Genomic DNA, 18,531 nt, shown 5'->3' on the forward strand with positions numbered 1-18,531 from the left:
CTATCTTTGTACAAAGAAACAAAAATTATCAGCTACAAAGCGTCCCCATAATGAAAGTTACCGGTTTTACCTTTTTACGAAATGCAATTGTAAACGATTATCCAGCGAAAGAAGCCATACTTTCGGTGCTACCTTTATGCGATGACTTTATCGTTGCACTCGGCAACTCTTCTGATGAAACTTCTGAAACGATAAAAAGTATCGATCCAAAGATCAGCACCATTGATACGGTTTGGGACGACAGTATACGCGAAGGTGGGCGTGTTTTTGCCGATGAAACTAATAAAGCTTTAGCCGAAATTAGTGCTGATACCGACTGGATGATTTACATTCAGGGCGATGAGGCTATACATGAAGACTATCTTCAGCTGATTAAAAAAGAAATGGAGCAGGAACTGAACAACAGCAATGTTGAAGCACTGCTTTTGAAATACAAACACTTTTACGCTTCTTATGATTACCTGGCCGAATCGAGACGCTGGTATAGAAGAGAGGTTCGGATTATCAAAAACCTACAGGGAGTACGTTCTTATCGGGATGCACAAGGTTTCAGGATTAACGATAGAAAGCTTAAGGTTAAATTAATCGACGCATATATTTATCATTATGGCTGGGTAAAGCCGCCAAAGGGACTACAAGGGAAAGTACGCAACTTTAACCAGTTTTATCAAACAGAAGAGTGGATTGAAGAAAATTATCCGGTGCAAGATACGTATGATATGCACAATGCCGATCGTTTAGTTCATTTTAAAGGTACCCACCCAAAAGTAATGCAAGCAAGAATTGATGCTGCAAACTGGAAATTCGAAAAAGATTTAACAAAAGAAACCCCAAAAATGAATTTCCGTAGAAGGGTTTTACAAAAAATTGAAGATTTAACAGGCTTGCGCTTATTTGAATACCAGAACTATAAAATTGTAAAGTAGATGCAGAAAAGTATTTCTATTGTAATACCCAATTATAATGGCAGGCATCTGCTCGAAAAATACCTGCCTTCTGTTTTTTTGGCTGCAGAAAATGCAAATACCGAATTTGAAGTAATCGTAATTGACGACGGGTCGAAAGATGACAGTATTTCATTTATTAAAGAAAATTATCAGCAAGTAAAATTGCTGATCAACGATAAGAACAGGGGTTTCTCTTATACCTGCAACCATGGCATAGAAGCGGCTAAATATGAGTTGATTTTACTTTTGAACTCTGATGTAAAACTTACCCCCGACTATTTTGAGCATCAGTGGAAATACTTTGATCAACCAGATACATTTGGCGTTATGGCCCGCATCATGAGTTTTGATGAAAGCCGGATTGAAGACGCTGCACGTTTTTTATACTATGGTGGCTGCCGTATCAAGGCTAATAAATTCTATTATAGTGAAAACCCAGAAGATGAAAATGTGTACACTGCCTACCTTTCTGGTGCTAACGCCTTGGTTGATGCACGAAAATTAAAAGAATTAGGTGGTTTTGACGAAATTTACTCTCCTTTTTCGTCAGAAGATTTCGATTTAAGCCTACGTGCGTGGCAATTGGGCTGGAAATGTTACTATGAACACCGGGCATTTTGTTTTCATCATGTAAGCGGGAGCACTAAAACCCAGATCAAATCTAATTTTATTAAAAAGATTTATTACCGCAACCGCTATATTTTACAGGGAATTCATCTGCAGGGACTAAGAAAAGTGTTTTACCCACTGCAGCAGGTTTTTACAGAACTTATTCCAAAACTACTTACAGGCAAAACCTGGGTATTGGAAAGCTATAAAGATTATTTAGCACATCGAGATCGCATTAATGCAAGTAGCGCGCAGCTCCAGATACTGAAGCAGAAATACAATTCGAACCTAAATGTTTCTGATATAATGGCAATTATAAACCAATCGGTTAGCAACAAAAAAATTAAACTTTTGTAATTTTACCATACCCTTTTTTCAAAATCAGCTAGGTTGAGTTGAAAACCTTACCTTTGCCAAGTTTTAATTAGATTTTTTTGGAAATGTTTCAATACATCTTCCATATTACATATACCATTTCACATAAAAATGAAGACATACTTTCGTTTATTATCTTTTGCCAAGCCTATCGAAAAATTTGCAATACCTTATGTTATTGCAACATTATTCGCTATCATTTTTAATACTTTTTTATTCACGCTGCTAGGACCTCTTATGCAGGCGCTATTTCTTGGCAAAGCTGCTACTAATATTAAAGCAGACAAAGCTGAAGGTTCATTAAATTTTTTAGGGAAATTTAATGATTACATGGATGCAATAATTGCACATGATAAAATACATGCATTACAGATTATTTGTATTGTAATCATAGTAACAGTATTCTTATCGAACTTATTTAGGTACTTCTCTCAACGCTATATGGAGGATCTACGGGTACATACTTTATTAAACTTAAGAAAAACAGTTTTTAACAATGTAATGAATTTACATGTTGGTTACTTTAATAATGAGCGTAAAGGTGATATTATTTCAAAAGTTGCATCTGATGTACAGGTGGTTCAGTTTACTGTAACCAATACTCTGCAAGTGGTTTTTAAAGAGCCGTTACAGCTCATCTTTTTTGTAGGGGTTTTAATCTCAATATCATTAAAGTTAACATTATTTTCATTACTGGTTATTCCAGTTTCTGGATTTATTATCAGCAAGATTGTAAAAAGGTTAAAGCAGCAAGCCACTCAATCGCACGAATCGTTTGCTAAAATGATCGGATTTCTGGACGAATCGCTTAGCGGAATAAAAATTATCAAAGCATTTAATTCTACAGAAAGAATGAAGCAAAAGTTTGATGATGAAAATAAGTTTTATTCTTTCCTGAACAGAAAAATGGCGAGAAGACAGCAGCTTGCTTCTCCTGTTTCGCAAACGCTTGGTGTTTTGGTAGTGGTTTTTATCTTATTATATGGCGGGACTTTGATTTTAAGTGGAAAAGGAGATCTAGAAGCAGCAGATTTTGTTGTTTATCTGGCTACGTTCTCTCAAGTAATGCAACCAATTAAAGCTTTAACTGATTCCTTTAGTGGAATACACTCTGGCATATCTGCCGGAGAACGTGTTTTGGATCTAATTGACACTAAACCATCATTAGTGAATAAACCTGGTGCTAAAATACTTGATGGTTTTAATAGTGCCATCAGTCTTCAAAATGTTTCATTCAGTTATGGTGATAAACAAATCTTGAATTCGATAAATTTCGACATCGAAAAAGGAAAAACCATAGCATTGGTTGGCCCATCGGGTGGTGGTAAAAGTACATTGATGGACTTGCTACCACGTTTTCATGATCCAAAATCGGGAACAATCAAAATTGACGGTCATGACTACAAAGACTTAACCGTTGAAAGTATAAGAACGCAAATGGGAACAGTTAACCAAGAGTCTTTTTTATTCAACGATACCATCTTTAATAACATTGCTTTTGCAAAACCTGATGCAACAATGGAAGAAGTAATTGCAGCAGCAAAGATCGCAAATGCGCACGATTTTATTGAGAATACAGAAAACGGCTATCAATCTTTTGTTGGTGATAGAGGAAACAAACTTTCAGGCGGGCAGAAACAACGTGTTTGTATTGCAAGGGCTGTATTGGCTAATCCACCGATCATGCTTTTAGACGAGGCCACTTCTGCACTGGATACTGAATCTGAAAAATTAGTACAGGATGCCTTAAATAATTTAATGAAAAACCGTACATCAATTGTGATTGCACACCGTTTAAGTACCATACAACATGCAGATAAAATTGTGGTGATTGATAAAGGTAGTGTTGTAGAAACCGGAAGTCATAGCGAACTTATGGCTAAAAGTGGCTTATATAAGCGTTTAATAGACATGCAGGCTTTTAACGATTAGATTTCTTCTAAAATTAATTGCAGCTTTAAGGTTTGCTCCGTTGCATTAAAACTCTTTGCATATTGTTTAATATAATCTTTATCGTATGTTCCGTAGTTTTCTTCTATTTTTTCCATCGCCTTCGCCAATTCAGTAAAGGAAAGCTGGTTTACCACTATGCCGATTTTATCATTTACGTATTCCTCAATGCCACCCGAGTTAAAACCGGCTATTGGTTTGCCGAGGTGGGCAGCTTCTTGCATAACTAAAGGAAAAGAATCCTGGCGGGATAATAGTAAGAAACCCTTACCTAAATTAAAGTAGTCGTAATAGTCGGTAGATTTTCGGCCAACAAAAAACAGCCTGTCTTTAAATGCAGCCTTGCCAGCTATTTGTGCATAAGCTGTTGTGCCCGAATCTTCAATGCCTCCAATCCACATAATTTTATGATTGGGTTTAAGTTCTTTCAATAAAGGAATTACAAAATCAACACCCTTGATGGCATTAACACTGCCTGCCATTATCCAGATAAAGTCGGTAGGGGCAAAATTAAATTGCTCGCTTATTTTAGCCTCGCTTAAAGAAATAAACCGGTCGTCAACAAAGCTGTTCAGCAATTTCACATTTTGATGCCCCATATCTTCTAAATTTTGGCATACTACTTTAGAGCATCCAATACACAGGTCCGATTTTAATAAGTTTTCTATGGTTTTTTCTTTAACCATATCGTAATACAATGGCATTTCATGAACGTGTGAAATAATCTTTACCCCCAGTTTCAACGCAATAGAATATGCATCTCTGTTTACAATTGTATTAATATACCAGTAATCTGCTTTAACCTTTTTCTGTATTTTTCGCAGTTGAAACTCTATAGGATTTACATTAACAGCATATAGCAATAGCCTAAACAGCCTGAGCAGATAATTTCTGCTTTTTTTATAGCCAACAAAGTATTTGATATATTTTGGAAGGTCCTTAAGCAAGGATCCATCATTACGGGTAAATAAGCAGGCTTCGAATTTTTCTGCATTCAAATTTTCAAGGATGTAGAGTAACTGCATTTCCGAGCCTGTTCTGCCAAAAAACGGGGTAATAAACAATATTTTTTTTGGTGCTGTAGCTCCTTCTTTTTTTGAAAAACCTGTCGTCATTTTCTCTTTTTTTTCAGGCTTTAAAGATGCAAAAATCTATGCCATCTTTTATAAGCTTATTAACGCTTAAATTATCTTATTTTTACCGCACCTAAACCCAATACATGATTGACGAGCAAAAAAATCTTATTACGGTGTTAATGCCAGTTTTTAATAGCGAACTTTTTGTAAAGGAAGCTATCGAAAGCATACTCAAACAATCCTATGAAAACTTGGAATTTTTGATTATTAACGATGGAAGTACAGATCAGTCGCACGCCATAATCAGCTCTTTTTTAGATAGCCGGATAAAATATGTTAATAATGAAGTGAATAAGGGTATAGTAAATACGTTGAACGAAGGATTGGTGTTGAGTAAGGGCAAATATATCGCCAGAATGGATGCTGATGATATTGCCATGCCCGATCGATTAACCAAACAAGCTGCTTTTCTAACTGCAAACCCAACCTATAAATTGTGTGGCAGTATGGCGATTGCTATTGATGCTACCGGAAAAGAAATAAACAACTTAAACCGGCCACAGCATAGTGCTAAAATCAAAGTATTTAACTTGTTCCGCAATGCTTTTATACATCCAACAATTATGGCGAATGCTGAAACAATAAAGAAATTTGCGTACAGTGAAGATTTTAAATATGCTGAAGATTATTTTTTATTTTCTCAAATCACAATGAATTATCCGGTTGCAAACTTGCACGAGCGTTTGTTGCAATACCGCATTCATGAAGAAAGTATAACATCAAAGAAAAAGGGAGAAATGGTGCAAAGCGAGCTCAAAACAATAGCCTATTTATTATCTTTCTTATTTGATAAAGTAGATCAACAAAGTTTATTAGTTCATCATTCAATCCTGCGCCCTGAAGATGCTGCTTTTTCTGAACATGAAATAGAGCAACACCTGGTAAATGTATTAAAAGCCAATCGAAAAAAGCAGGTATTCAATCAAAGGCCTCTTAGCAAACAACTTCAAAAAGATTGGTATAACTACCTGCTTAAATCCAACAATAAATCTTCCCTTGGTAAATTTATAGGATCAGATTTATTTACCTTTAGCAATTTAAATTTGAAACAGGTTATCAAACTTCTGCTAAAGTAATCGATAATGGAGCCACTCATTTCTATAGCGCTTTGTACATATAATGGCGCTAATTTTTTACGACAACAACTGGATAGTATTCTTAACCAAACATATAAACACATTGAATTGGTTATTGTTGATGATGGCTCTTCTGACGGCACAAAAGATATATTGAAACAATATGCTGCTAAATATGAACAGATTAAACTGTATTTTAACGAAACGAACATCGGTTTTAATGCCAACTTTCAAAAAGCCATATCTTTTTGTTCAGGCGATTTTATAGCCATTAGCGATCAGGATGACATATGGCTGGAGCATAAATTAGAACTATTACATCAGAATATAGGAGATAACTGGTTGATTTTTTCGAATTCAGAATGGATAGATCAAACAGAAAATTCCATTGGGCGACAAACATTAAATCCCGATTTTAAATTGGGAAACCGTGATTACAGAAGCGCACTATTCTATAATTCGGTTACCGGGCATACCACTCTTTTTTCAAAGGCACTGTTACCCTACATATCTCCAATTCCTGAAACAGGATATTATGATTGGTGGATCGGATTTGTAGCCCTATATCATCACAAAATTACTTGTTTAAATGAATGTTTAACACTGCACAGAATCCATAGTTCTTCAGTGATGCACAAGTTTAAAGGTAATGTAAAAACCAACATCAAAGCAGAACGTTTTAAAGAAATTAATCTGAATCTTTTCCTTTTAGGCAAGTATAAAAACTTAAAAGAAGCAGATAAAAAACTGATTGGTAAAATATATGCCGCCCACCATAAAAAAGGATACAGTCTATATTTAATCAGGCTTATCTATAAACATTATCAAGATTATTTTCCTGATCTGAAAAACAGAACAGGATTAAGCAGACTAAATTTTGCTATTAAATTTTCCAGAAAATTTTAGGCTACAGCACTTATTAAACACATGAAAATTTACCGTTGGATAGATAAATACAATTATAAAGTCTCAATTAAGATTACGAAGAGATATTATACCGGAATATCAAAAAGAAGAACAAAACTATATTCCTTATCGCCATCCTTTTGGGGAGACTACCTACTACGTTTATTACTGGTATTTGCGTCTGTTATTTTTGTTAAAAAATCTGCTTTTAAAGGTTTTTACAATATTATATCCCGTAAATTCTCTCCGTTTTTCTCTTCCGATACCAACCCCATAATTTATATTAAAACAAGAGATTTAATTTCAGCATTATTTGGTTACCGGTATTTTGTTGATGAGGCTACTCCAGATCTTTTAGATAGGAAAACCATTCTTGCAGAAAAAATAGTATTTCAACGTTCAGAGGAGCCATTTATTAGCGTTATTGTAACTGGCAACTATCGCTTAGATTATCTTTATAACTGTTTAAAATCCTTAAGCGATCACATTTCTGAAAAATATGCTTTTGAGGTTATTGTATTCAAAAATCAAGATCACCATATCAATTCTTTCCTTAATAATAATGTTAAAGGAATTATTCTGTTAGAAACGGCTTCTTTTGCATCAATGTTAGAAAATGCGAAAGGAAATTTAATCTATATCCAATCAAGTGAGGCTATGATAAAGAAAAACAGTGTTGAACTCCTTGCCGAAGTACTGAAAAATAAAGATGTGGGCTGTGCAGGGGCAAAACACCTTTATAGAAATGGCTTACTCATAAGAACAGAAGGCGACACTATTTTTTATGAGGACAGCAATCATCCTGAATTTAATTCTCAAAAAGAAATTACACATTATGCTTCAGCTAATTTTATTTTCCACAGAGATCATTTAAGTAACTTAAACCTGTCTGATTTTGATCTTCTTTCGTCAGTTAATATCGGAGATCAGATTGGTAAATCCCTTGCCGGCAAAAACAAAAAGGTTATTTATCAGCCTTTGGCCGAGGTGGTGTTTTATAATATCCAACAGTTAAAGGCCCAGGCCTTAATTGAAAAGCCTGCACAAAAAACTATATTATTTATCGATGATTTTATCCCTACGCCCGATCAGGATTCTGGTTCGAACAGGATATTCAAAATTATGCAGCTGGTAAAAGCCTTAGGATTTCATGTGATATTTTTACCTGCCAACGGTGAGAAAAAACCACGGTATTTTGATCAGATGATTTTGGAAGGGTTCGAAGTACTGTACCGTTTTCCTAATATGCGTGGAATGATCAAAATTCTCGAAGGTAAGCTTCAGGACATTGATGCTGTGTGGCTGTGCAAACCGCACAATAATGAGCAGTTTAAGTTTCTATTTGAGCAGAAAAAAGATTTATTCTGGATCTATGACACGATTGATCTCCATTTTTTAAGGTTGCAGCGGGAAGGCGATCTTTCTGGAGACCAATCTGTTATTCAAGCGGCCAATGATGTTAAACAGGTAGAACTCAATATTGCAAAACGTGCCAGTATTACCCTGGCCATTACAAAGGATGAAAAAGAAATTTTAGAAAACGAAGGCATAAAAAATGTTGAGATAATACCTAATATCCACGAAATAAAAACCATAACCGAAGCTGCAGGTTCTTTCAGTTTAAGAAATGGCTTACTTTTTATTGGTGGTTATCTGCATAAACCCAACATAGATGCTGTGCAATGGTTAGTTAAAGAAATTATGCCTTTGGTATGGGCCGTCGATCAGCGGATAACCTTAACACTTTTAGGGAGCAACCCTACCGATGAGATACTTGCGCTGCGCTCGGATAGGGTAATTGTTCCTGGTTATATACATGATGTTTCAACATATTTCTACAGTAACCGCATATTTGTATCACCATTACGGTTTGGTGCAGGCATGAAAGGGAAAATTGGTCAGAGTTTAGAATATGGACTTCCAATTGTTTCTACTGATATTGGCGTAGAAGGTATTGGGTTAACAAATGGCCACGATGTAATGGTAGCGAATGATACCAAAGATTTTGCAGAAAAAATCATTCAGTTATATAATTCTCCCGATCTTTGGAGTAACATCAGAAACAATTCGATTAATGCGTTAAAAGCATACACCCCCGAAGTGATAAAACAGCAACTGGAAGAATTATTGAGAAATTTAAGCAACAAAAAGTAGCATGAGCGAACAAAAGATCTCAATTATTACCGTTAATTATAATAATTGCACCGGGCTTGAAAAAACGATGAGCAGTGTTTTTTCGCAAAGTGCCACCAATATCGAATTTATTGTTATTGATGGTGGCAGTAATGATGGGGGCGCCAAATTATTATCCCAAAATACAGATAAGATTACCTACTGGATAAGCGAACCCGACAGGGGGATTTATCATGCAATGAATAAGGGAATAAACATTGCTACCGGAGATTACATCTTATTCCTCAACAGTGGTGATTGGCTTTACAGCGATACGGTAATTTCGCAGTCGCTAACGGCCATGAAAGAACAACTGGATATTTACTATGGCGACATTATTTATGATGAGATACATCAGCAGAGTAAACGAGTGTTTCCGGATCAGTTAAATTTTGCCTTCTTTTTCGAACAGAACATATCGCATCAGGCCAGTTTTATCAAAAGAACTTTGTTTAAAACGATCTTTCCTTACAATGAAAATTTCAAAATTGTATCTGACTGGGAATTTTTTACCTATGCCATATGCAAGCGGGAAGCCTCGTACAAACACCTTGATGTCATCCTTACCAATTATGATGCAACAGGCATTTCTTCCAATACCGATAACCATGTGTTAATGAATGCGGAGCGCGAAGCATCGTTAAATAATCACTTTCCTGAGTTTATAGCTGATTATAATTACTTTAAACATTTAAGGGATAAAAAAGCAGAACAGTTTTTGTACATTAAACAACATCCGTTAGCGTACAAATTTTTAAAAGCATTTATTAATCTCATTTTACTTTTTTTACCAAAGTTTAAAAAATCAGCCTAAAAATTATGTTTAAGGTTTTATACGATCATCAAATATTTACAGAGCAAACCTATGGAGGCATTTCCAGGTATTTTAAGTATCTGATGAATGGAATAAAGAAAACAGAAGAGGTAGAGTACAAACTGGGCCTTTTAAGATCCAATAACTATTATATCAGAGATGAACAGCAGCCTTTAAGCAGTTCGTTATTTAATCCGCTTTTTAAAACACAAGAAAAACTTCTTAAACGCAATAACTCGTACAGCAAATACCTGCTTAAAAAAAATGATTTCTCTGTTTTTCACCCTACATATTTTAACCCTTATTTTCTAAAGTACCTGAAAAAGCCGCTGGTTATAACCGTTCATGATATGACCTATGAGGCACTGCCTCAATTTTTCCCTTCATCTGATCCTTTACCTTTTTATAAAAGAATATTAATGGAGAAGGCAGATAAAATTATAGCTATATCCGAAACAACAAAAACCGATATATTAAAATACAGCAATGTTAATGTAGATAAAATAGAAGTTATACATCATGGAATAGATCTGGCTGAACCAGTGTACGCTCCTGTTGAAGGCTTACCTGAGCAGTACATTTTATTTGTTGGTGCCAGGTGGAGTTATAAAAATTTCCATTTAACAGTAGAGGCTTTTAAAAAATTAACACAAAAATATCCCGGGTTACGCCTGGTATTTGCGGGTGGGGGGGCTTTAAGCTATGGCGATTCTGAGTTTTTAATACGCAATAATATTTTAGAGAAGACCATACAATTATCTGTTAGTGATGATCAGCTGAATACGCTTTATAAAAATGCCTTATGCTTTGTTTATCCTTCACTATACGAAGGTTTCGGATTGCCAATATTAGAAGCTTTTAAGAATAATTGTCCCGTTTTGCTGAGTAATTGCAGTTGTTTTGAAGAGATTGCAGGAAACGCTGCACAGTATTTCGATGGCCAATCTTTACAATCGTTGACAGAAAAGTTAGAAACTATTATCTCATCCCCTTCTCTTAGAAGAGAAATGGGTAATGCAGGGCAAAAAAAATCGCTGGAATATCCTATTGATAAATGTGTTTCGAAAACGATTGAGCTGTATAAAAAAATTATTTAAATGCCTGCAGTCTAAGCAAAAATCTTTCAATCTCTTAAAAAAGAGACTTGAACCATCTTTTAAACCTTCTTCTATAAGAATTGTGTTTTTTTAAGTAGGCCATTTCCGCTAACTTACCCCGAATATTAAATTCTTCGAATAAAAGATTATAATCTGCCTCTTTTTCCGGCACCATATATTTTGGATGAACCAGCTCTCCCAGTTCCTCTAAAGGAACATTGGCAAAAGGACTATTGGCATTAGTGGTATTTTCTGCAAACTGATCGAATCCAATGTTACTTACCAGATTATAATTAGGGACAATGGTTAGTGAATGACTAAATAAATGTGAAAAAGTTACCTGATAATCCCATGTATCAATTTTACCTTCCTTGGTTTCATTAAATATTTCTACCCACCTATCAACAATCAAAGGATCTTCAAATATTTTTTGCAGTGGTTCTCTAACTTCATCTGCGTTGTACTGGCTTAAATTCTTATCATAGTTATTCCAGGATCTTTTCCAGGTAGCCCAGCCCCAGCCATTAGTTAAATTAGAAAAATAATACGAGCCTTTACCCCATTTTTTTTTAGTATCGAAATTAAAGCCAGATATCAGCCAGATTCTTGTATCATTCCGGTATTTCTCCAGCAAATTATCACAATAATAAAAAAAGCTCATAGAGGGCATACAATCATGCTCTAATATAATTCCTTCTTCCTCATGTTGAAAAAACCAATCGATTGCAGAGGATATAGCTTCTTTTGGTCCCAAATTCTTTTCTCTGAATAAGGTATGTACTTCGCATTCCCAATCAATAAAACCCATTACTGATTCTTTAGCCTTACTACAATCTTCTGCCTCTGTTGCCCGGTTTTCCCGTGGACCATCGCAGGTAAGATATAATCGCGAAGGTTTAGCCTGCTTAATTCGTTCTAAAACTTTCAGCGTAGTATCAGTTCTATTAAAAAAAATAAATAATATTGCTGATTGAGTTTGATAAGCAGTATAATTTGTAGACATATTGGGTTTAAGCAGGCAAAAATTGTGATGAATAATCCATATCAGGCGATTTAACAGTTTAAGAATACACTAAAACGGATCACCTGAACAAATCTACTAAAATAAAAAGAAAACGTTTAACTGGCACTTACTTCATATTAGTTTGAACATTAAAAATTTTAAAAAACAGGTTTAAAATTATCTGCCAATTATCCACTTAATTTTTGTCTTACTTATCAGGGCAATGAGCAACATTGTAGCCGAATAAACAATTGTAAACCTACAGGCAATATAAAGAAGCATATTACCCAAAGACATTTCATTGAATTGAATTAAGTGGAAAGGCCTGAAAACTTCCGGCAAAAGATGGGTAACCAATATATAGTGTATTAAATAAACACCAAATGTAGTTTCCCTTGGCTTTAAATATTTGACAAATCTAAATTCCTTTATTTTAAACAACAAAAAGATAGTGGCTAAGGAATAGAAAATATTACTTATTCTTAATGTATTATATGGATCTTCACTTTTTATCTGTATTAAATGAATAATATCGAACACCGCTAAACAGAAAGTTAGCGTAAATAAACCGATAAAGATATAGTATGGCGTTCTTTTAATAAAGGCTTCAATTTTACTCCAATACTTATTAAGAATGGCACCCAACCATAGATAAAAAATAAATCCAAAAATTGCGATAGTGTGCGATGTAATAAACCATTCGAAATATACATTAGCGCTATACGTTAAAGTAAGCACCAAAAAAATTGCCCCCAGCCACCATTTGTACAAATACTTCTTAAAGCATAAGAGTATTGCAATACAAAACATAAAATTGATAATAAACCAATAATTGGTAAATAGATAAATCATCTCTATTTTTTCTATCAGCAACTTACGGAGATGAAAATCGCCTGACCTATGCAGGGCAATGTAATTTTGAATGATGATAGCACACAAAAATACCAGCGACCATATTAACCAAGGTAGAAATACTGTAGATAAACGTCGTTTAAAATATTGCCAGGATGAATAGGTTGTAAACTTACTACCCAATAAAAATCCGGCTAATAAAAAGAAGGATATGGTACCAAATTTAGAAAATTGAATTAATCCGATATAAACAATGTGTTTGGGCGGAAAGCCATTAAAAATATAGGTACCATTATAGGTACAGTGTTCCATAACTATCCCCATCATGGATATACAACGGATGGTATCTATAAAATCAAAATTCCTTTTTTCCTGGATTCCTTTTTCTTGTATTTCGGTATGCATTAAATTATTTTGGTAGTTGAACCAACAAATATCTGTTAAAAAAAAGAGTCCCGAATAATTCAGGACTCTTTTAACATTCATGTATGTAAAATATTACAAGAATAATGGTGTTCGTTGTAACATGCTTACTTTAACATAGAAAATCATTTTTATCTACTAACCAGTTACTAATTAGCATTGTTAAATGCATAAAACTTAGTAGTATTCTCAATCCAACCGTTCGCTGTTGGGTTAAGTGTTAAATCATAGAAGTAACCATGTCCTGGGAATTGAGGATGGTAAAATTGATGTACCGGAACAGTCCCTTGAGCCTGATTATCGTATGCATAAAAACTAGGATAACTTGTAGGCGCCCATACATCAAGATCAATTGTATTGTTTGTTGTTAAACAATATACCGACCGGGTTCTATGTTGCATAATATATACCGGCACAGTACCAGGAATCTGGCTTTCATAAACATAAATCGGATCATTAACAACACGGCGCCAAGCTCCTGGATTCTTTGCCGGAAAATTAGGATCCACTGTATAAATATGCCCCAGTGCTGTTGAATAAAAATCATATAACTGCAGTTTAGCTGAAGTTAATCGGATCTGTCTATCACTGATATGTGTTTCTACAGCAGCTTTTACTTGTGCCTTTTTAAGCGGATCAATTATAAATTCATAAATAGGAACAGACCTATTTATATTGATCAAAGATGCATTATTGACGTTGATACTTTGTTGCCAAGTAATAAGATTTATTGATTGAGAGGTATTTCCTAACGCATCTCCCGAAAAACTAGTTCCCGAGTTATTACCACCATAAAAAGTTCCCCTAAATAATTTCTCTGTCGTTTCGTTTGAAATCGTTGTTTTTTCTTCATTAGTCAAATCTGCACTTAGGTCTATACTAAATATTTTCGCAATACCTAAAGAGAATCCAGCTTTGATGGCCTTTAACTTTTTATCAAAAGTTGCCTCTTTAACAATGGAACCTCTATAATCATATTTCAACCGTCCACCTATGTCAATACCCAGTAGGATATGAGTTCCATACGTTTGCACGATCTGCTCTGCGCTATAATTAGAAAGATAGGCTAAAAAATCGGGGGTTAAATAGTTTTTTAATAAATCTGTAGTAACATCATCTGTAAAATCTATACTTTTTATCCTATACCAAGATTCATAAGTTGCATAAGAGTATTTACCATTATAGGTATAACTATTCTGGTTATCATTTGTTAAAGAAAAATTAGATGTAGAATATTGAGTTTTGTCTTTATCTCCACCACTTATAGTGCCCCCAAAGGTTTGTTTCTTATTAACTTCATTTACATAATCATATGCATTAGCACCATAGTAAACGTTATAATCGCCTTTTGTATCCGTTGGCGTAACGATTCTAGTTGGATAATCTTTATAAAATTTATCTATATCAATAATAGCCACCTTCGAGGTATTCTTTCTTTCAAATAATTCGCCTGTTACATCATAACCGTGCCCCAACAGATCCCATTTTCCATCACCAGCAACTGCTAAATTTTTATGATTACCAGTTAGCCCCTTTTCTTCCGCAAGTTCACTTTTCTTGCAGCTACTAAATGCAGCTGTAATTACGCACAGCAGACAAATAATTTTTAATTTGTAGTTGTTTTTCATCAGTAATTATTTTTTTTCACAAAACTACCGACAAGAAAAAATAATTATGACAAGGCAGGGTTATCAATATTTAATAACGCTTTTATTTGAATAAAAAAATCTTCACCCCGATTTATCAGATGGTACCGCCTAAGCAGACTTCCACAGGTATTGTTTTTTCATCTGGCCTGGGCAACAAGAATCATTTTAAAAATGAGCCTTTTTAGTGTCGTAAAAGAATTGAAGCGGGCATTTATCAGTAGCGGTTACCTACTATTCGTTGTTTATTAGGGACATAGGCACGATATATTTTAATGCACGCCGTATTTACAAGTTCTTGTTTTTAAACACTTTAAAATTTAAAACTTAAAGAAGTTACATTAATAGTCAAAAACAAAGCAGATGGAGAATTAGTTAATTCGTCAAAAGAATTGCTTGAGAAACAGTTCTATGGCCCTGGGTGCTTTTGGTTTACGAAAAAATTAAAGTAATAAAAAGAGCCTCAATTTATTATTGAAGCTCTTTTTATGTTTCTGTAAATATTACACTTTAATTTTTTACGCCTTTAAAAAATTAATTCGGAAATGCGTGAAATGGCTGTCCATTATATCTCCAGCCGGGAAAAGAAGCATTTCTGTTTGTGGTATAAAGATGCCCACCACTAGCACTATAAAATTCATAAACAGGTACAGTCCCCATAGTAGGATATTGATATACATAACAAAGAATACCATCATAATTATATCCACTAAATCCCGGATACCGATTTGTTGTCAACACCCGATTATCAAAGGATGGATTATAAAATTGATATAATGGTACTGATCCTGCATATTGTGTAGCGTAAACTTTAAAAGGCTCTGCATTATGGTAGTAATTAGGCCAATATTGTTCTTGATTCGGCTCTGAACTATAAGCATGTCTGTTTGTTACTTGATTGTAGTATTCATAAAAAATGGTTGGATCTAATTTCGCCTGATTATTATTTAAATATTGAATAATGTAATTCTTTACCGCCAATGCCTTTGCCTGATCCGGAATAAAATCATAAATAGGTAACAAACCATTGGTTGGAATATCTATCAGCACCGAATTTTCTAACGAACAGCTATTTTGCCATGCTGCAATATTTATTGTAGGTGTTGGGTTAGGGTTAGATGAGTTACCGATTACAATATCACCTTGCAGGCTTCTGGTTGGATCTCCACCATTGGTTACATAATGTAGTTTCTGAGAAGAGTTTTCTAAAACATAATTATTATCGCTAGTATAACCTGTACTTACATTGAAAATCTTCTTTACATGTATATCAATGCCAGCCGAACTTGCTACAGTTCTATCAGATTTAGAAGTTTCTGATTGATAGATGACATCTAATTTCCCTCCCAGTATTATTTCAGCTAAGATGTGTGTACCATATCTGTTCACGATATCCTCTGGGGTTTGATTTTGTATATATGAAAGGAATTCCGAATCCAAATAAGACAGCAGTACATCTCTTTGAGCATTCAACTTAACTCGCTTTTGCTGAACCATTAGATTATAGCTACTGTAAATTTTTTTAGACGAAAAATTATCGGTAGTGTTGTAGCTTCCAGTTATAGTGGTTCTAAATAATGACAATCCCAAAAAGTCAGCGCCAAAGGTACTACTAAAACGTGAGGTAAATTTTTTCAAATAGGACACCGCATCGCTTCCAGCCTCCAATTTTCCATCTGTTCTAGTTGAAAGATCCCATATTACTCTATTGGATTGGTCAGCCTGCAATTTATCCACATCGATTACAGGTAATGTTGTTGCACTGGCATTTCCAAATTCTCCCAAAACATTATATCCATAACCCAATAAATCATTTTTTCCATCTCTTCCAAAACCAGCAAGGGCATTGTGGTTATTAGTTAATGATTTTTCTTCCGCAAGTTCACTTTTTTTGCAACTGCTAAATGCCGCAGTAATCATACACAGCAGGCACATAACCTTCAATCTGTAATTGTTTTTCATCAGTAATTATTTGTTATTTTTTTTCAAAACTACCGACAAGAAAAAATAATTATGACAATACTGGGTTATCAATATTGATAACTAATAATAATTCAGACTAGAATTAAATAGATAAAATGACAAAACATAGAATACAATGCTAAAACTAAAAACCTAATGTGTTAACTTCAACCTATTTTCGATCATTCCAATCGAATCTTTATCATTAAGTAACAGTGGTTTTTTATTTAAATTTAGCTTTGAAATACTGGCACTTTTTTTTGGCTGCAATTGAATTTTACCGTTAATTATAGCAAGTGCAGATTTTAAACACGGTTCTTCATCATCGCCTAATATTGGATTGGTTGGCATTGCAATATTTAAATCAGGTTCCATGCCATTAAAGTAATCGGACCATCCTTGGGCATTTTTGATTAGGAAACTACTCAGGTAAACACTATACTGATCGATATTAATCCCGAAGAAACCAACCGGTTTTCCGTAGGTCTTTTCACCTATCAACTTCACATTGAAATAAGGTTTTAAGCAGCTGATCAATAATTCGCTGGCGGATGCAGTTTCGCCAGATACTATCACATAAATACCTTTGATAGTTTCCAATCCTTCTTTTTTGCTAAATCTATAAGTATTGCCATTTTCGGTATAATCAACGTCAGCTAATGTAGCTAAGCGGCCATTATAAATAATGGTTTTACCTGATACGTCTAAATATGGCTGGTAGCGTAAAATTGTAGCCTTACCGTTTTGAAGTGTAGGGTTAAATTGTTCCGAATACATTATTTCCCCATTTAATATACTTGGTGCAATTAAATTGGCAACATACTCAGCTGTTTCTACATAACCACCTCCATTTTCACGCAGGTCTAAAACTAAATAGGTAGGTTTATCCGCAGCTATTTCATTAAAAACCTGATCCAGTTTTAATTTAGTACTATTAAGAGCAGGGAAAGAACCCAAGGCCACATACGCAATAACTTTCTCACCAGAATGGATAGTTCGGTTGGCTAAAACAGCTGCTCCGTTTATCGCCCCTGCACGAGTACCTCCACCATTGCTTCGTCCTGATTGCAGATATGAATATTTAGGTACATTGCTATGGTAGGAAATTTCAAATGGTTTACCTGTAGCCTGGTTGAGTTTAAATTGGGAAATATCAAAAAGTTCATTCCTAAATGCACCTATTTCGGATTGGGCATTATTATATCTTTCTCTCGGCTTAAATGTGTTATAATCAGGTAACACATCATTCCATAAATAAACCTGCCTTGCATACAGAAAAATAGAATCAAGTGTAAATTGGGTCCTTGTGCCTGTAGTTGGGGATACGATTTCTTCTTCTTTGATATTAGTCGCCTTATCTTTTTTACATGCAGAGGAAGCTACCATTAAAAATAAAAGTAGCATGATTTTTACAAATTTACACTCGGACATATCGTTATATTATAAGTTTTTAATTTTTAAGATCAAAGTTTAACTAAACTTTAACTATCTGGCAGTTATGCTTTAATTTTTTCAAGAATTTTAAACTCATGCAAATAACTGATTTTATTTACTAATTTTGAC

14 protein-coding genes are annotated in these 18,531 nt (G+C 34.5%); 8 read left to right on the plus strand and 6 right to left on the minus strand.

What is annotated here, in order from left to right; genetic code table 11:
• Positions 1-50 precede the first annotated feature (50 nt).
• The 3 genes from U859_RS0110740 to U859_RS0110750 all read left to right on the plus strand — a co-directional run bounded on the left by U859_RS0110740 (position 51) and on the right by U859_RS0110750 (position 3,863).
• A complete protein-coding gene (locus U859_RS0110740) occupies positions 51-926 on the plus strand; it encodes a hypothetical protein (protein ID WP_025143373.1) in 876 nt (291 codons plus the stop codon).
• On the plus strand, positions 927-1,913 hold the full coding sequence (locus tag U859_RS0110745) for a glycosyltransferase family 2 protein (protein WP_025143374.1): 987 nt from the start codon (positions 927-929) through the stop codon (positions 1,911-1,913).
• A 129-nt stretch (positions 1,914-2,042) separates the two neighbouring features.
• Complete coding sequence (locus U859_RS0110750) at positions 2,043-3,863, plus strand: ABC transporter ATP-binding protein (protein WP_025143375.1); 1,821 nt, start codon at positions 2,043-2,045, stop codon at positions 3,861-3,863.
• On the opposite strand, the gene U859_RS0110755 is transcribed toward U859_RS0110750, so the two are convergent.
• The gene (locus tag U859_RS0110755; protein ID WP_025143376.1) at positions 3,860-4,996 is read right to left on the minus strand and encodes a glycosyltransferase; all 1,137 of its coding nucleotides are present in this window, start codon (positions 4,994-4,996) and stop codon (positions 3,860-3,862) included. The two genes, U859_RS0110750 and U859_RS0110755, sit on opposite strands and share 4 nt — an antisense overlap.
• Positions 4,997-5,100: 104 nt before the next feature.
• Between U859_RS0110755 and U859_RS0110760 the strand changes: the two genes are divergently transcribed.
• From U859_RS0110760 to U859_RS0110780, 5 genes are read left to right on the plus strand one after another with little or no spacing between them, the layout of a single operon-like run.
• Complete coding sequence (locus tag U859_RS0110760) at positions 5,101-6,093, plus strand: glycosyltransferase family 2 protein (RefSeq protein ID WP_025143377.1); 993 nt, start codon at positions 5,101-5,103, stop codon at positions 6,091-6,093.
• A gap of 6 nt (positions 6,094-6,099) precedes the next feature.
• Positions 6,100-6,999, plus strand: a complete 900-nt coding sequence (locus tag U859_RS0110765; RefSeq protein WP_025143378.1) for a glycosyltransferase — start codon at positions 6,100-6,102, stop codon at positions 6,997-6,999.
• A 21-nt stretch (positions 7,000-7,020) separates the two neighbouring features.
• Positions 7,021-9,153: a glycosyltransferase gene (locus U859_RS0110770; RefSeq protein ID WP_025143379.1), complete on the plus strand. Its 2,133-nt coding sequence runs from the start codon at positions 7,021-7,023 to the stop codon at positions 9,151-9,153.
• Between the two features lies 1 nt (position 9,154).
• Positions 9,155-9,985 carry a glycosyltransferase family 2 protein gene (locus tag U859_RS0110775; protein WP_025143380.1) on the plus strand — a complete coding sequence of 277 codons (831 nt, stop codon included), beginning with the start codon at positions 9,155-9,157 and terminating at the stop codon, positions 9,983-9,985.
• A gap of 5 nt (positions 9,986-9,990) precedes the next feature.
• Positions 9,991-11,082 carry a glycosyltransferase family 4 protein gene (locus tag U859_RS0110780; protein WP_025143381.1) on the plus strand — a complete coding sequence of 364 codons (1,092 nt, stop codon included), beginning with the start codon at positions 9,991-9,993 and terminating at the stop codon, positions 11,080-11,082.
• Between the two features lie 34 nt (positions 11,083-11,116).
• On the opposite strand, the gene U859_RS0110785 is transcribed toward U859_RS0110780, so the two are convergent.
• From U859_RS0110785 to U859_RS0110805, 5 genes are all read right to left on the minus strand, one after another.
• Complete coding sequence (locus tag U859_RS0110785) at positions 11,117-12,085, minus strand: hypothetical protein (protein WP_025143382.1); 969 nt, start codon at positions 12,083-12,085, stop codon at positions 11,117-11,119.
• Between the two features lie 177 nt (positions 12,086-12,262).
• Positions 12,263-13,342, minus strand: coding sequence for an acyltransferase family protein (locus U859_RS0110790; protein WP_162799914.1), 1,080 nt, complete (start codon positions 13,340-13,342; stop codon positions 12,263-12,265).
• A gap of 167 nt (positions 13,343-13,509) precedes the next feature.
• Positions 13,510-14,988, minus strand: a complete 1,479-nt coding sequence (locus tag U859_RS0110795) for an MAC/perforin domain-containing protein (RefSeq protein WP_025143384.1) — start codon at positions 14,986-14,988, stop codon at positions 13,510-13,512.
• A gap of 552 nt (positions 14,989-15,540) precedes the next feature.
• On the minus strand, positions 15,541-16,968 hold the full coding sequence (locus U859_RS0110800; RefSeq protein WP_025143385.1) for an MAC/perforin domain-containing protein: 1,428 nt from the start codon (positions 16,966-16,968) through the stop codon (positions 15,541-15,543).
• 153 nt (positions 16,969-17,121) lie between these two features.
• Complete coding sequence (locus U859_RS0110805; protein WP_162799915.1) at positions 17,122-18,372, minus strand: S41 family peptidase; 1,251 nt, start codon at positions 18,370-18,372, stop codon at positions 17,122-17,124.
• Between the last annotated feature and the right edge of the window lie 159 nt (positions 18,373-18,531).

The sequence above is a fragment of the Pedobacter jeongneungensis genome (assembly GCF_000633455.1).
In the GTDB taxonomy this organism is placed as follows: Bacteria; Bacteroidota; Bacteroidia; order Sphingobacteriales; family Sphingobacteriaceae; genus Pedobacter; species Pedobacter jeongneungensis_A.

What these genes read in the sequence shown, in the direction of transcription:
- U859_RS0110750 (WP_025143375.1), top strand. Translation starts at nt 2,043, where the DNA reads ATGAAGACATACTTTCGTTTATTATCTTTTGCCAAGCCTATCGAAAAA.
- U859_RS0110770 (WP_025143379.1), top strand. Translation starts at nt 7,021, where the DNA reads ATGAAAATTTACCGTTGGATAGATAAATACAATTATAAAGTCTCAATT.
- U859_RS0110745 (WP_025143374.1), top strand. Translation starts at nt 927, where the DNA reads ATGCAGAAAAGTATTTCTATTGTAATACCCAATTATAATGGCAGGCAT.
- U859_RS0110740 (WP_025143373.1), top strand. Translation starts at nt 51, where the DNA reads ATGAAAGTTACCGGTTTTACCTTTTTACGAAATGCAATTGTAAACGAT.
- U859_RS0110785 (WP_025143382.1), bottom strand. Translation starts at nt 12,085, where the DNA reads ATGTCTACAAATTATACTGCTTATCAAACTCAATCAGCAATATTATTT.
- U859_RS0110765 (WP_025143378.1), top strand. Translation starts at nt 6,100, where the DNA reads ATGGAGCCACTCATTTCTATAGCGCTTTGTACATATAATGGCGCTAAT.
- U859_RS0110795 (WP_025143384.1), bottom strand. Translation starts at nt 14,988, where the DNA reads ATGAAAAACAACTACAAATTAAAAATTATTTGTCTGCTGTGCGTAATT.
- U859_RS0110805 (WP_162799915.1), bottom strand. Translation starts at nt 18,372, where the DNA reads ATGCTACTTTTATTTTTAATGGTAGCTTCCTCTGCATGTAAAAAAGAT.
- U859_RS0110780 (WP_025143381.1), top strand. Translation starts at nt 9,991, where the DNA reads ATGTTTAAGGTTTTATACGATCATCAAATATTTACAGAGCAAACCTAT.
- U859_RS0110760 (WP_025143377.1), top strand. Translation starts at nt 5,101, where the DNA reads ATGATTGACGAGCAAAAAAATCTTATTACGGTGTTAATGCCAGTTTTT.
- U859_RS0110800 (WP_025143385.1), bottom strand. Translation starts at nt 16,968, where the DNA reads ATGAAAAACAATTACAGATTGAAGGTTATGTGCCTGCTGTGTATGATT.
- U859_RS0110755 (WP_025143376.1), bottom strand. Translation starts at nt 4,996, where the DNA reads ATGACGACAGGTTTTTCAAAAAAAGAAGGAGCTACAGCACCAAAAAAA.
- U859_RS0110790 (WP_162799914.1), bottom strand. Translation starts at nt 13,342, where the DNA reads ATGCATACCGAAATACAAGAAAAAGGAATCCAGGAAAAAAGGAATTTT.
- U859_RS0110775 (WP_025143380.1), top strand. Translation starts at nt 9,155, where the DNA reads ATGAGCGAACAAAAGATCTCAATTATTACCGTTAATTATAATAATTGC.